This window comes from Dictyobacter halimunensis (assembly GCF_036245075.1).
In genome coordinates, this window is record NZ_BSRI01000002.1 from 2,267,383 (window position 1) to 2,281,515 (window position 14,133).

Below are 14,133 nucleotides of genomic sequence, written 5' to 3' on the forward strand. Positions count from 1 at the left end.
CGAATTCATGCTGGAGTACAGCTATATAATCATCATCTATGTATCTTCTCCATTACATTTACCACACTGGCTCAAACATTGTTGCGCCCTTTGGCTTCAAATTCGAGTACCCATCGGGTGGCTAGTCTTTGTGGGCCTCGTCGGGGCCGTAGGAGGCGGCGCTGCGATAGTATGGCTGGTCGTGGCGGCCACGCGCATCCATGCCTTCGATGATGCCGCTGAGCTCTACCAGGTGGCGCTCGATCTCCTGCGACTGACGCTGGAGAGAGCGGAGCTGGCCCGCCAGCTCGTACACCCGGCGGTTGAGAGATTGGGCACTGGCATCCTCATCATAATAGCCAGGCGCCAGGCTGCCACTCGCACGCGGCGGGGCGGTCTCCTCATTGCGATTGTCCTGGCTCTGATGTGTATTGAAGGCTGCGGGCGACCGCTCGATGGGGCGAGGCGTCGCGTCCGTGGGGGCGACCGCGCTGGGTGAGCCCGCGGCCTGGGCGGCCATCAGTTCTGTCTGGGCCTGGTTGTTGCCAGGCAATTCGGACCTGCCGCTGCCGCCGCGCTCGCCGCTGGCTCCACGGGCCAGGAAAAAGGCGAGCAACAGTGCCGCAATGGCAACAGCGATGAGTCCACCGGTAATCAACATGCTTCTTCCTTTCGATTGAATGCAGGGACACCTCCATAGCAAAGATGCCCCTCCCTCAGGCAGGCAGGCTTACTTGCTGCATGGCCGCCTAGTGCACGTGAATGGTTACTTCCGCGCTCATCCCAGGAACGACATTGTCGCTCCCGGTACTATTCAGACTGATGACGACGGGGATGCGCTGCGCGACCTTGGTGAAGTTGCCACTGGCATTGTCCGAAGAGGGCAGCAGCGAGAACGAGCTGGCGGTCGCCGAGACGATGTCCTGCACATGGCCCTTGTAGGTGGTGCCGCTAAAGGCATCGATCGTCACATCGACATCCTGATTAATCTTAACATTATTGATGGCGCCCTCATCGACATAGGCGGTGATCGTCAGATTGCTGAGATCCGCCACCTGGGCCAGCGCCACGCCGGGGGTCACCGTCTGTCCCTGGACCGCCGGGACCTGGACGATCGTGCCCGTAATGGGGCTGATGATATCGATATTGCTGCTCTTCGCGCCACCGGCGGCCGTGGTCCCGGTGCCTGTGGTGGGGGCCGCGGCGGTGATGGTGCCGATAGTCTGGCCGGCGGTCACCTTATCACCCAGCTTGACGGACAACGCGGTCAGCTGGCCCGCCTGGGGGCTGCTGACGCTCAAGATATGCCCCGTCACCTGGGCATCGTCGGTCTGGTAGTTATTGTAACCATTCCAGAACCAGTAGAGAGCGCCACCGGCGATGGCCAGAATGGCGATCATGATTAAAATTGGAACAAAGACCATCCGTCGCATGGTACGTTCACTCCTTCGATCATTCGTATCGTTGTATTTTTCAATCGAACGCGTTTTTAATCGGACGCGAGGTCCGAACCTATGGGTTGGACGCGGCGGCCGGGCCGATGGGTTATACGGCCATCATGGCTTCTTCGCGGGCCTTGGATTCTTCGTCGCTTAATGGTTCTTGTTGGGCCGGTTGGTTCTTACGGCGACCGGAGCCGACAAAGAAGGCGGCGACTACGGCGACCAGCGTGAGCGCCAGGCTGAGCCAGAAGGCGTCCTGGATGGCCAGGATATATGCTTGCCGCATCACCAGGCCACTGATGGTGCTCAGGGCCGTGCCATAGGCCTGGGTCGCCGCTGCCCCATGCGAGATAAACAGCGCCTGCAGGCGCGGCACCAGTTGTCCCAGCGGGGAGTCTGGCGTGACTTTCTCGGCCAGGTGGGCATAGTGTAGCCTGGTCTGGCTCTGGACTAGCGTGGCGATGATGGCGACCGCCAGCGAGCTGCCGACAAAGCGCAGGGTGGTGCTGACTGCCGTGGCCTGCGCCAGCATGCGCGGCCGGATCTGGGCCAGCGCCGATACCATCAGCGGCTGCATACAGAGGCCGATGCCGAAGCCACGCAGGATCAAGAGCAGCTGGAACGAGCCAAAGGGAATATAGAGATCTAAAAAGGTAAAGCGCCACATGGCGATGGCGGTGATAACCAGACCCGGGATCACCACGGCGCGCACCCCGAAGCGATCCACCAGCCGGCCACCGACCAGCACGGCGATCATAGACGCGAACGCCTGGGGCAACAGCAGCAGTCCGGCCTGGAAGGCGCTCAGCTGGCGCAGGTTCTGCAGGTAGACCGGGACCAGGAAGAGCCCGCCAAACAGGGCGAAGGTGACCAGGATGCTGGCAAAGCTACTGGTCGAGAACGAGCGATCCCTGAACACGCGTATATCCAGCAGCGGCTGCTGTTCCCGCCGCACGCGGCCCAGTTCGACAAAGATGAATATGACCAGCAGCAGGCCGCCCGAGAGCAAGCAGCCCAGCACGGTAGCCGAGGTCCAGCCAGAGGTACTGGCGTCCGAGAGCCCATAGAGCAGCAGGCCCAGCCCGATCGCCGAGAGCACGAAGCCGGGGACGTCAAAGCTGGTGCGTGCATCGCCGCGTGCCTCATGGAGATAGATCGCCGCCAGAATCAGGCCGATAATCCCCAGCGGAACATTGATATAGAAGATGAGCTGCCAGCCGGCGAAGGTGACGATATAGCCACCAAGGGTGGGACCGAACGCCGGGGCCAGCAGGATCGGGATACCCAGTACGCCCATGGCTGTACCACGCTCCGCCGGTGGGAACTCATGGTAGAGCAGCGTAATGGCCAGCGGCGACAGGAAGGCTCCCATAAAGCCCTGCAGCAGGCGGAACGTGATCAGTACCGGCAGGCTCCAGGCAAATCCGCACAGGGCCGAGCCCAGCGTAAAACCCGCCAGCGACATCATGTAGAAACGCTTGATCCCGATGCGATCCGACAGATAGGCGGTGAGCGGCGTAGCCACCCCCTGGGCCAGCGTATAGCCGGTCAACACCCACTGCACACTATTAAGATCCGAACCAAAGGCACTCTGTAGACGTGGAATGGCGATATTCACGATAGTACTATCGAGAATACTCATAAAGATGCCAAAGATCACCACGCATGCCACAATCCATTTATATGGCAATCCCCCGCTCCGAGGCGCGGCAGGTGCAGACGTCTGCATAGACAGAAACTCCTTATACGCTGTACAGATGCGATATTGCTATATACACATCAAGCAATGCAAAGTACAAAATACAGTGATGTTCCAGAGTTCGATGTCGATTGGCAAGCAATCAAGTAAGTGACTGGTTAGTTGTCAATTGACTTACAAACAGATTTCTTGACTACTCAGTCATCAATTTACCAGAAGGTCATTTCAAAGTCAAGGGATTAGGAGGGGGATTTTTGCCTTCGGCGCATGACTATACGCGTCTACGGCGCTCAAAATGTATTTAGATGTGTGGGGTGGTGGTGTCAGGCAGGCGCTGGGCGCCTGCCTGACACCACCACCCCACACATCTAAATAAAGAGGAGCCATGCACCACCCCACACATCTAAATAAAGAGGAGCCATGCACCACCCCACACATCTAAATAAAGAGGGAGCATGCGCCACCCCACACATCTAAATAATAGGGGGGCATGCCTGTGGCACTCACAAATAATTAAGATGAGGGTGTGTTTTTGCATTGATGGCGCGTAACGCGCCATCAATGCAAAAACACACCCTCATCTTAATTAAAAAGGGCGGCCGCGTATGCGGCCGCCCGGGAGGGGGCGACTAGTCGCCGTAGGGCATGGATGGTACGGAGGAGCTCCTGCTGAGCAAGGGCTCCGACCCATTGCCATTGCTGTGATTTTTGCGGTTCATGTGTTCGATGACGCCGCTGAGGTGCATGAGATTCTGCTCGATGTCACGCGTCTGGCGCTGCATGATATGCAGCTGGCCGGCTAGTTCGTATAAGCGACGATTGAGGGCGGCTACGTCGGGCTCATGCTGGCTCGCTGACTGCTCCTGCGGCCAGTAGGCCGGCGTGGCGTTGTAGTCCTCAAAGTTGTTGACGCGAGGCATGGACGTTGTCGTATCCTGGCTGAGATCGGGCATGCTGGAATTCTTTGGGAACTCCAACTGCTGGCTCTCCCTTTTGAGCTCGGGAGCCGGGATAGTGGCCTTCTTCTCTATGTCAGGCTGGACCGGCGTCGCTGGCTGCGCGCTCTCCACCCTAGCAGCAGGCTTCGCGTTTTTATCGCCACCACCACGTGCCAGGAAGAATGCACCCAGCAAGGCGAGAACGGCGACCGCGATAAGTCCTCCAATGATCATTTTTCTCTCCTTATATTAGTGAACGTGAATGGTGACTTCCGCGCTCATGCCCGGTACGATGTTGTTGCCACCGTTGTCGCCAAATGAGATGATGACAGGGATGCGCTGCGAGACCTTGGTGAAGTTGCCGCTGGCATTGTCCGAGGAGGGCAGCAGCGAGAACGAATTGGCGGTCGCCGAGACGATGTTCTGCACATGGCCCTTGTAGGTAGTGCCGCTATAGGCATCGACGGTCACATCGACATCCTGATTCATTTTAATATTGTTGATGGCACCCTCATCGACATAGGCGGTGATCGTCAGATTGCTGAGGTCAGCCACCTGAGCCAGCGTAGCACCCGGAGTTACTCCCTGTCCCTGCACCGCTGGAACCTGGACGATGGTGCCATCAATCGGGCTAGTAACATCGACAGTAGCAGGCTTGGCAGCGGCCGCTACAGTCGTTGCGCTGGTACCGGTGGTGGGAGCCGTGGTAATGGTGCCAATGGTCTGGCCGGCAGTCACCTTATCACCTAGCTTGACCGACATGGTGGTCAACTGGCCCGCCTGGGGACTGCTAACGCTCAAGATATGGCCAGTGACCTGGGCGTCATCGGTCTGGTAGTTATTGTAGTTGTTTAAGAACCAGAGGCCAGCTCCACCGGCGATAGCCAGGATGGCGATCATAATCAGGATCGGTACAAAAATCATGCGACGCATGGTGCGTGATCTCCTTCAAATGAAAAAGTAAAAATTGATAACAATTTGTATTTATATATGCATCAGGGAATGATAATCATTCCCCTCCTTTTTAAACTGGGTATGACATACCTTTTGCATCCCCGCCTTCGGCGGGGAGAGGGAGAGGAGAGTTGGTGGGGTGCCGCCGTAGGTGCCGGGCTTGCCCCGGCTTGCCGCAAAGCGGCCACGTCCCCGGCCACCCACGTCCCACCAACGATACCATCTCCCCTTTGGGCTATACCGCCATCAGGGCCTCTTCTTTGGCCTTCTGCTCTTCGTCGGTCAGCGGGCGCTCCTCGATCGGCTCATTCTTTTTATTATTCTTCTTGCCGCTGACAAAGAAGGAGGCAACGACGGCCACTCCTACCAGGATCAGGGTTACCCAGAAGGCATCCTGCATAGCCATCACATATCCCTGCAGTTGCAGGCGGCCGGCGATATACTCCAGCGCGGTCCCGTAAGCGGCCGAGGCCGATGAACCACGGCTCATCAGGATGGCCTGCATCTGGGTGATAAAGTGACCTGTGGGCGAGTCGGCGGTAACCATCTCGGCCAGGTGGGCATAGTGCAGCTTGTCGCGCGAGGTCACGTAGGTCGAGATCACCGATACGGCCAGCGAGCTCATCACAAAGCGGAAGGTAGTGTTGACCGACGACGCCTGCGAGAGCATCTTAGGCTTGATCTGCGAGAGCATCGAGACTGAGAGCGGCTGCAGACACAGTCCCATACCAAAACCGCGAATGATCAGGGCCGTCTGGAAGGAGCTAACCGGCTCGGTCAGACTGAGCGAGGTCAACATCCACATGGCGAATCCCATAATCAGCAACCCCGGGATAACCACCGCACGTACGCCGATCTTGTCAACGAGACGACCGCCAATCACAACCGCCAGCATGGAGGCAAAGGCCTGTGGCAACAGGACCAAGCCGGACTGGAAGGCCGATTCACCGCGCAGCGACTGCAGGTAGACCGGGATCAAGAACAGACCGCCATAGAGGGCGAAGATCACCAGCGTACTGGCGATGATACTGGTGGTAAAGACGCCATTGCCGAAGACGCGCAGGTCCAGCAGCACGGCTTTCCCTTGCTTCGCACGCGACAGTTCCAGAATGACGAAGATCGTCAGGCAGAGCAGGCCGCCAATGATACAGCCGAGCACAGTCGCCGAGCTCCAACCGTCGGTACCGGCATCCGACAGACCATAGAGGACCGCTGCCAGGCCGATAGAGGCAAAGATAAAGCCCAGGAAGTCGAAGTTGACACGCTGCCCCACGCTCTCACGCAGGAAGAAGAATCCCATCAGCAGACCGACGATACCGATCGGCAGGTTGATATAGAAGATCAGCTGCCAGTCGGAATAGGTCACCAGGTAACCACCCAGCGTCGGCCCAAAGGCGGGCGCCAGCAGGATCGGGATACCCAGGAAACCCATGGCCGTACCACGCTCGGCGGGCGGAAACTCCATGTAGAGCAACGTAATCGCTAGCGGAGACAGGAAAGATCCAAATATCGCCTGAATGATACGGAAAATAATCAACGACTCCAGACTCCAGGAGAGTCCGCACAGCGCCGATCCCAATGTAAAGCCAGCCAATGCGACAAGGTATAAACGCTTATTGCCGATCCGGCTCGCCAGGTAGGCGGTCAGTGGGGTGGCCACACCCTGGGCCAGCGTATACGCTGTGAGCACCCATTGAACACTGGTCAGATCAGCACCGAAGGCGTTCTGTAAGCGTGGAATGGCGGTATTCACGATGGTTCCATCCAGGATGGTCATGAACAGGCCAAAGACGACCACAATCGCAACAACCCACTTATAGGCAAGTCCCCCCGCCTTTTCCTGCGGAGATACTGTAGAAACTTGCATTATGAGTTACTCCTTACGACGCAATTTCAATACATTTAAACTCATAGTTATAGAAAAGACAGAGACATTGTTTATGCAATTTTTTATCAGAGAGCGGCATTGCTAGATCTGGCAACAAATGTTCCGTCGGTATATTCCATTTATCGGCACAGCCGGCTTTAGCCCGCAGGCGCGGGTGTGGGGGCTGTGATACCGTGGAAGTAGATGCACTTAAGGTGGCCAACAAGATCTTCGTATGTGACCTGCTGACCCTGGTGAAAGTTCTTGAACAGGCGCGAGACGATGATGCCAAACAGGGCTTCCATCATCACCTCGGTCGGCAGGCTGGCATTAAAAATTCCCTCCGCCTTCCCGCCATCCAGTATCACACTGATCTGGGCGCGAATCCCATTAAAATATTCTTTGATCTCCTCATGGATCTCCGCCTCCAGGTCAGAGGCGTTACGCATGATAAAGAACACCGGATGCTTCTCGGCCAGGTGGTAGCACAGCGTATCGATCATCAAAGATATCTTTTCCTGCGCACCAACCTGCATACCGGCAATATTCTCGATAGCCACATGCAGATCATGGAACTCACTCTTAAAGAGGGCGATCATTAAGGCTTCTTTGCTCTCAAAATGCTGGTAGAGCGTACCTTTGGCCACCCCCACTCGCTGAGCGATCTCGCCCATCGAAGTTTCATAGTAGCCACGCTCCAGCAACAACTCCTGTGTCGCCTGCAGTATCAGCTCTTCCCGCTCCTGCCGCTGTTTTTCTTTAAGCGATTGATGTATCATTTTTCTGCGACCAATTCTCTAGAGAGATACATTCCTGTTCATCCCGGTTGATTTCTGACCAGTAATACTAAATTTTGACTAGCCAAATTTCTTTATGACTTCTTAGTCATTAAGTTACCAGAAAGTCAACTTCATGTCAAGGGTTCAGATTTCCTTCTCATTTACCCGCATGGAAACCCCTCCTCCACGCACGAACACGCCCACCGTAGGTTCGGCCCTTGCGGCCGATACGTTCAATTTAAGACCATGCAAAACCAGAAAAGACCACAGTACGTGCGGGGCTTGCCCCCGCTTTGCTTGTTCCCCAAAAGGAAAGGTTCCTTGAAAGCAGCCAGGTACGGTTGCATGCGATGCCTCGCATCATGCTCGTTGCTTTTTCGAGCGGCGAGCAAGCAAGCGGGGGCAAGCCCCGCACGTACTCTCGTCTCTTTTCTTGTTGCTTGCTCTAAAGTTGAATGTATTGGCCCTTGCGGCCGACCTACAGTGTGATCATTTATTTGATGGGGGTTCTTCTTTGTGGGTGTATTGGAGGGCGAGTTCGGCGGCTCGTTCAATGGTGAGGTCGAGGGTGTCGAGGATGTTGCGCAGGTCAGTTCCCCAGCGATCCTGCTGCTGGCTGAGGTCGGTCATGGTATGGGAGATCTCTTGTAGTAGCTGCGTCGATTGGGAGGCGGCGGTGATCAGGGATGCCTGCTGGCGGGCCAGCTCGGCGGTTGGGAGCGCCAGGTTCTGGGCCTGCCGCGTCAGCTCGCCGTTGGTCTGCTGTAGAATGGTGGCGGCGGCACGCACGTGATCGGCCGTCTGCACCACGCCCCCGCTGAGCCGGTCCATCTCTTTCAGGTATTTGCTGCCCTCCAGGAGCTGCTCCAGCATGCGATCGGTCATCTGGCCGAAGCGATGCATGACCTGCTGCGACATGCCATCGTAGCGGGTGGTGATATCCGTTGTGACACCATCGAACTCCCGCGTCAGCTCTTGCGCGATGCCCGCAAAGCGCTCGGAGACCTGCCGCGTCATGCTATCGAAGCTGGCGCTAACCTGCTCAAAGTTCGTTTCCAGGCGGCGCCCCATGGAGTCGATGCGCCGGGCGAGCAGGGTCAGGTTGTCCGCCGTGCTGAGCTGACTCTTATAGTGCGCCAGATAGAGCGTGACCATAGCCAGCGTATGGTTCAGGGCGGCCCGCAGATCCTGCTCCTGCCGCGCCTGTTCCTGCGATTGTTGTTGCTGAAGCGATGGCACTCCGGCCAGCCACAGCGAAGAGATCAGCCAGGCCAGCAGCAAAAGCAAATCGAGCAGCAAGACATTGCTGGCCCGCAGCCAGCCCGGCAGCTGACCGTTAAAGCCCTGTTGCCACCAGAAGAGAAACGATTGGCTGCCGCGTCCAGCCGGGGATGCTGCCAGGACGGCTGGATAGAGCGTCAGAGCCTGGATCAGACTCACGCCGGTCAGCAGCAGGGGCAGACAGGGCAGCAGGATGCGCAGCAATGTTCGTCCATTGAGCTCTACGCGCGATCGCGCGGGCCGCGCCTGATAGCTACGATAGCGCTCGCATACCAGCGCCGGATCGATCAGCTGGTAGAGGTCGCTATCGGCCCAGGCATTAATCTCACCGCTCGCCTCATCCTGAATGGCCGCGTTCAGCAGCTTGAGGCGCCCGGCGCTCTCCCCATCAAATGACTCGATGCGCCGCGCCATCTCCGCCAAAAGTTCTGTTACATGCATGATATCTATCATAAATCTTCCTCAACAAATGGACGATCTCGATGCCATATGCCCCTTAAATAAAAAGGGATAAAAATCATGATGCCAAACGAGAAAAGACCACAGTACGTGCGGAGCTTGCCCCCGCTTTGCTTCCCAAAAGGAAAGGCCCCTTCAAAGTGATCAAGGACGGTTTGCATACGATACACCACATTATTTCTGTTGCTTTTTCGAGCGGCGAGGCAACCAAGCGGGGGCAAGCCCCGCACGTACTTTTGTTTCTTTTCTTGCTTGCGCATGCCGCCTCTTCAACGTTCGTCACATTCTTATGATGCGATCATGTGGATTTACAGCGCGAGGTGGGAACGCAACCATCGGCGAAGAACCAGCGTCGCCGCTCATCCCAGGGATCGCGTAGAGCGCTATAGCCCTGGATATAGAGCGCGGCTTCAGCCGCCGGATCCAGCCTGATCTCGCACGAGCCCTGCAGCTGTCCTTCCGGACGCTGTACCCAGGTGAAATGCTCGGCGCCCGGCTGCCTGACATGGTTGCCCAGGCGGGGCGGCCAGCATTCATAGCTCCAGACTATCACGGCATGGCGCACCAGCGGCGAATCCGGCCAGCGCCACGTGAGGGTGAGATACGCCGTCTCGGCGCGCCGGCTGATGGTCGCCTTGAGATCGCTAATGTCTTGCTGGCGCACCAGGCGCAGGGCCGCTCTCTGTAGCTTAAAGCGGATCAGCAGTCCCGGCTGATTGGGAAGCAGGGACCAGCCGCGCCGCACGGCCCCGGCATAGTCGCGCCGCGCCAGTGCCTGCTCGATCTCAGCGGCGGCCATGGCTCCCTTGATGCGTTGCTGCTGCTCTGCAGAAAAGGCGCAGGCGCTAAATAGCTGCTCCAGCTCTGGCCGGTATGCCCGGCGGATGCGCGCATCGTCGTCCGTGGCGATCCCTCTCAGCACCTCGTCCCGCATGGCTTGATAGCCACGGGCCACCTCAACCAGCTCCAGTTCCTGGGCCGAAAACCTGAAGGCGCGCTGATAGGGCGAATCCTGAATCGCCTGGTAGGCGGTCAGCAGGGCCTGGCTATCATGCTCATGGCTGGCCTGCTGGAACGCGTGGGCCAGCACCAGTAGCGACCGCTCCCTCTGCGTCACGCTATGGGAGGCGTTCAGCAGGGAGGCGTCGTAGGCCGTGGCCATCTGCAGCGGCCGCTTCGTGGACAGGGCCATGCGAAAGCGTGCCAGGGCACTGCGCCGCTGTTGCGCCAGCCGCGCACGCTGCAGCAACGCCGGCGGAAAGAGCCCCTCATCGAAGTGCCCAAAATTGCTGATCTCCTCAAAGGCGGCCGCGATCTCCTCGTCATCCTCACGCTGACAGACCTGCCTGAAGGTTGCTACGCGCTCAGCGAACTGGCGCTCCCACTCGCGCATGCTGTAACCTTGAGCGGGCCGCGCAGCCGCAACGCTGATGGAAAGGCTGCTAGTGGTCACCCCCGGAGCCACCGCAGGGCTTCGCTCCTCCGTATGGAGCGTCGTGGCGGCTGCCCTGTCTATCTCAACAGTTGGCGCTGGCACGGGCGGCACAGGTCCAGGCGCGGCGACAGGTTGATCTAACAGATGCCAGGGAAAGCGTACCTGCTCAATGGGCTGCTGGCAGGCGTGACCGAGCGCGGCCAGGGCGCGGCTCACCCGCTCATCATTCAACGCGGCCAGGGATCGCCACAGGCGCGAGTGATCGGGATCCAGGTAGTCCTGGCGCGTAAAGAGCAGATTGGTATCCAGTAGCTTGCCCTGCGCGTCGCGTTTGGCGTACATCTCCCACAGCTCCGGCTGCCGCGCGAGGGCCAGCAGGGCCGTATAGATCACCAGTGCCGAGAAATCGTCCATGGTGGCGTTAAAGGGGCGCGCCGTCATCTGTGGATGCTGATAGTCGGACTGACCCAGCAGGACGCGCTGCAGGTTAGCCGCGCCGGGTCCAAATTCGGGCAGATAGACGCCATCGTAGTCCACCAGCAGCATATGGCCGTCCGTACGACACATCACATTGACGCCGGCCAGATCCCCATGGGCCACTCCACTCTGCCTCAGACGCACGATCAGCTGCTCCCACTGTCCCACCAGTCGCCGCAGCCTTTGTATGTTACGGCGGCGACAGCACTCATCCACCATCTCCAGCAGCGTCAGACCATCGACCCACTCCATAGCGATGACCGGATAGGCACGCGACGGCGACACCCCTTGCTCCTTGACCACCAGACAGTCGGCGTAATAAGAGCAGTCCACCGTAATGTCGGGCAGGTGGGAGCGGAAGAAGACTCCGATACGCTCATAGCGAAAGCGCATATCGGCGTCGATGGGCACGCGAAAGCAGCGCAGGGCGCGCGCCTCCCCGCTACGCGTCATAAACTTATAGACGACCGCGAAGCCCCCTTCAATGCCCCAGGGACGCTCAACGGGTCCCAGCGCGGTCCGCGTAGTCAGCGTAGCCACTTTCCCCTGCTTAAGCTCGGGATCCGTTACCTTGAGCCGAACCGCCGCAAACAGCATCGCCTCATCATAGGCCAGACGATCAGGCATGGCATCATCCCTTCCACCAGCTTAAGTGCGTCACCCATGGACAGACCCGCTCCAGGCGCTGCCTGAACTCGTCCGCGTCGTAGCCATGGGCCTCGCGCAGCCAATCATCCAGCTGTGTCGAACGCTCCCAGAGCAGATAATCCTCAAACAGCTGCCGGTTAAGAAAGCTAAGCAAGATATCCTTGAGCTGCCCCTCGCTCAGCTCCAGCTCCTGTAGCAGATGTTCATAATTGACCATGGGATCACCTTTGAAGGCCTGCCAGATATCTGGCAGCAGGATCTCCGGCAACAGCGGCATGCTCACGCCGCTACTATTGACGGCCCGAATCCCCTCATGGATCAGGGGAGCATTTAGCAGGTCGTCCAGGGTCGACTGCTCCAGCTCAACATCGTCAATCTTCTGGTAGATCCAGTGCATTAAATAGATGCGTTTCACGGCGCATACTTTCCTGAACCAGGCCTCGCTGATGCCGGGCTCATGATGCTGGACAATCGTGGGGGTGGTGGCTGCCGCCATTTGCTGCTGCCTCTGCTGCCACAGCTGCGCCAGGTAGGCTTTATCCTGTTCCGGAAAGAGCAGTGTCTCCCTGTAAGGAGAGGCAAGAATGGCTTCGACCGCCTCCAGGACGGCCTGGTCATTCAGGGCGCGCCGCGCGTCCATCCAGCGCAGAGCCAGCGCTGTGATCTCGCGCTCATCTGGTGAAAAGCTGCTGAGGTTACGCCCTATCACGTCGGCGGCCATGGCGATCTGCTCGATATGCTGGCTGGCGATCGCCTCCTGCATATTCACGCGACCCTGCTCACGCAGCGCGGCCTGCTGGATACGTTCCTGGTCGCGTCGCGAGATAGGCACCATATCCACGTAAGGAGAGCTCTGCAGGGCGGCCGAGGCTTCGACGATAGCCATGTCATCGTTTGAGCGCAGGGCCTCGTCCAGGTCGCGTTCCAGTTGCAGCTGCGCCGGATCTTTAATGACCACCTGCATGGGGACAGCCGTGGCTGGTGGCAGGGCCCAGCCGACCGCATGGGGATCTTCCGGCGCCTCCAGGGGAATGCCCAGCCGCGTCAAGGTCTTGCGCACAGCGGCGGCGCATGGCTCCTCTAGCAGCAGATGCTCATGCTGTCGCCACGCGGGGGCGATCAGCTGAGCGGCCTGGGGACCATTAATCTCGCGTCGCAGCACCGTCAGCATCTCACGCAGCGCGTCGGCCACCTGGCGCGCACGCTGCTTCTGATCATCCGAGAAAAAGACCCCCTCCTGCGCCATGTCCAGCCCATCCCCAAAGATGATCGCGGCCAGCTCTTTATTCTGATCCTGTACGGCCTGCAGAAAGTCGCCTTTGCGGCTGGCACGCACCTCAGGACGATGGGCCGTGGTCGCCCCGAGCAGGGTTGCGCTGTCGTCGTGCGGACGCGCACTCAGCGCGAGCAGGATGGCCGTGCAATCATCATCAATCATCGAACCGGACGCGCGGCAGGCCGCTACGAAGTTGAGCCAGCTCTCCGCCGTCTGCCCGGCGATGGAGTGGAAGGCGCTCAACGCGCTCTCGCCCACCCGGTTTTCGGCATCGATAATCCAGCGCGCCACCGCGTCGGTCGCCAGCAACACACGATCACCAGCCTGCAGATCGATACAATGCGTCTGCGCGCGGTGAAAATAACGGTGAAACGCGCTCAACTTCGATGGCAGGCTGATCGGCGGCTGATCGAAATCGCTCACCTGCGCCAGCGGAAAGGAGAGCACAGCGGCAGCCGCCGCTTTATGGATAAAAATACAGCTATCCCCAAAGACCAGCATCTGCGCCTGGAGCGAAGCGTGCTCACCCTCCCCGGCCGTCGCCAGCATGCGTAGCGTCGCCAGAGTCGAAAAGCTCCCTTCGTTCTGCACTTTTTGCTTCACATTCCAGGGCATCCCATCCAGAGGCGGCAACGACTGCTGAAATTGCTCCTGTGCCACACGCAACCACCACTCCACCTCAAAAGGATCCTCACTGAGGAGAGGCACAGCCAGAAAATGATCCACAAGGTGCCTGGCCCACACATTTGAAAAGAGCGTCGTCCCAACGCCATCCGCCACCGCCAGCAATCCATCGCCAGGGCTTATACCATAGGCATCTTCACAGGTCTGATCATTATGCTCGGATTTCCAACATTGCAACCTGGTCACATGTGCATACATACAAATTCAATTTCTTA

The 14,133-nt window shown here is 58.5% G+C and carries 11 protein-coding genes; all 11 read right to left on the minus strand.

Annotated elements, in window-relative coordinates; genetic code table 11:
• Window positions 1-121: 121 nt before the first annotated feature.
• Window positions 122-640, minus strand: a complete 519-nt coding sequence (locus tag AABA21_RS23540; RefSeq protein ID WP_338254078.1) for a hypothetical protein — start codon at window positions 638-640, stop codon at window positions 122-124.
• Window positions 641-728: 88 nt separating this feature from the next.
• Window positions 729-1,412: an HlyD family secretion protein gene (locus AABA21_RS23545; protein ID WP_338254081.1), complete on the minus strand. Its 684-nt coding sequence runs from the start codon at window positions 1,410-1,412 to the stop codon at window positions 729-731.
• Window positions 1,413-1,524: 112 nt separating this feature from the next.
• The gene (locus AABA21_RS23550; protein ID WP_338254083.1) at window positions 1,525-3,150 is read right to left on the minus strand and encodes a DHA2 family efflux MFS transporter permease subunit; all 1,626 of its coding nucleotides are present in this window, start codon (window positions 3,148-3,150) and stop codon (window positions 1,525-1,527) included.
• A gap of 599 nt (window positions 3,151-3,749) precedes the next feature.
• Window positions 3,750-4,292: a hypothetical protein gene (locus tag AABA21_RS23555; RefSeq protein WP_338254084.1), complete on the minus strand. Its 543-nt coding sequence runs from the start codon at window positions 4,290-4,292 to the stop codon at window positions 3,750-3,752.
• Window positions 4,293-4,307: 15 nt separating this feature from the next.
• Window positions 4,308-4,991, minus strand: a complete 684-nt coding sequence (locus tag AABA21_RS23560; protein WP_338254086.1) for an HlyD family efflux transporter periplasmic adaptor subunit — start codon at window positions 4,989-4,991, stop codon at window positions 4,308-4,310.
• A gap of 256 nt (window positions 4,992-5,247) precedes the next feature.
• Window positions 5,248-6,879, minus strand: coding sequence for a DHA2 family efflux MFS transporter permease subunit (locus AABA21_RS23565; protein WP_338254088.1), 1,632 nt, complete (start codon window positions 6,877-6,879; stop codon window positions 5,248-5,250).
• Window positions 6,880-7,037: 158 nt separating this feature from the next.
• Window positions 7,038-7,658, minus strand: a complete 621-nt coding sequence (locus AABA21_RS23570; RefSeq protein WP_338254090.1) for a TetR/AcrR family transcriptional regulator — start codon at window positions 7,656-7,658, stop codon at window positions 7,038-7,040.
• Window positions 7,659-8,147: 489 nt separating this feature from the next.
• Window positions 8,148-9,392, minus strand: coding sequence for a hypothetical protein (locus AABA21_RS23575; protein ID WP_338254091.1), 1,245 nt, complete (start codon window positions 9,390-9,392; stop codon window positions 8,148-8,150).
• Complete coding sequence (locus tag AABA21_RS23580) at window positions 9,389-9,658, minus strand: hypothetical protein (RefSeq protein WP_338254093.1); 270 nt, start codon at window positions 9,656-9,658, stop codon at window positions 9,389-9,391. Before AABA21_RS23580 ends, AABA21_RS23575 begins: the two co-directional genes overlap by 4 nt.
• A gap of 38 nt (window positions 9,659-9,696) precedes the next feature.
• Window positions 9,697-11,937: a hypothetical protein gene (locus tag AABA21_RS23585; RefSeq protein WP_338254095.1), complete on the minus strand. Its 2,241-nt coding sequence runs from the start codon at window positions 11,935-11,937 to the stop codon at window positions 9,697-9,699.
• A gap of 4 nt (window positions 11,938-11,941) precedes the next feature.
• Entirely contained in the window at window positions 11,942-14,116 is a 2,175-nt protein-coding gene (locus tag AABA21_RS23590) for a hypothetical protein (protein ID WP_338254097.1), read from the minus strand.
• Window positions 14,117-14,133 lie beyond the last annotated feature (17 nt).

What these genes read in the sequence shown, in the direction of transcription:
- AABA21_RS23545 (WP_338254081.1), bottom strand. Translation starts at nt 1,412, where the DNA reads ATGCGACGGATGGTCTTTGTTCCAATTTTAATCATGATCGCCATTCTG.
- AABA21_RS23550 (WP_338254083.1), bottom strand. Translation starts at nt 3,150, where the DNA reads ATGCAGACGTCTGCACCTGCCGCGCCTCGGAGCGGGGGATTGCCATAT.
- AABA21_RS23590 (WP_338254097.1), bottom strand. Translation starts at nt 14,116, where the DNA reads ATGTATGCACATGTGACCAGGTTGCAATGTTGGAAATCCGAGCATAAT.
- AABA21_RS23565 (WP_338254088.1), bottom strand. Translation starts at nt 6,879, where the DNA reads ATGCAAGTTTCTACAGTATCTCCGCAGGAAAAGGCGGGGGGACTTGCC.
- AABA21_RS23585 (WP_338254095.1), bottom strand. Translation starts at nt 11,937, where the DNA reads ATGCCTGATCGTCTGGCCTATGATGAGGCGATGCTGTTTGCGGCGGTT.
- AABA21_RS23570 (WP_338254090.1), bottom strand. Translation starts at nt 7,658, where the DNA reads ATGATACATCAATCGCTTAAAGAAAAACAGCGGCAGGAGCGGGAAGAG.
- AABA21_RS23580 (WP_338254093.1), bottom strand. Translation starts at nt 9,658, where the DNA reads ATGCGCAAGCAAGAAAAGAAACAAAAGTACGTGCGGGGCTTGCCCCCG.
- AABA21_RS23560 (WP_338254086.1), bottom strand. Translation starts at nt 4,991, where the DNA reads ATGCGTCGCATGATTTTTGTACCGATCCTGATTATGATCGCCATCCTG.
- AABA21_RS23575 (WP_338254091.1), bottom strand. Translation starts at nt 9,392, where the DNA reads ATGATAGATATCATGCATGTAACAGAACTTTTGGCGGAGATGGCGCGG.
- AABA21_RS23555 (WP_338254084.1), bottom strand. Translation starts at nt 4,292, where the DNA reads ATGATCATTGGAGGACTTATCGCGGTCGCCGTTCTCGCCTTGCTGGGT.
- AABA21_RS23540 (WP_338254078.1), bottom strand. Translation starts at nt 640, where the DNA reads ATGTTGATTACCGGTGGACTCATCGCTGTTGCCATTGCGGCACTGTTG.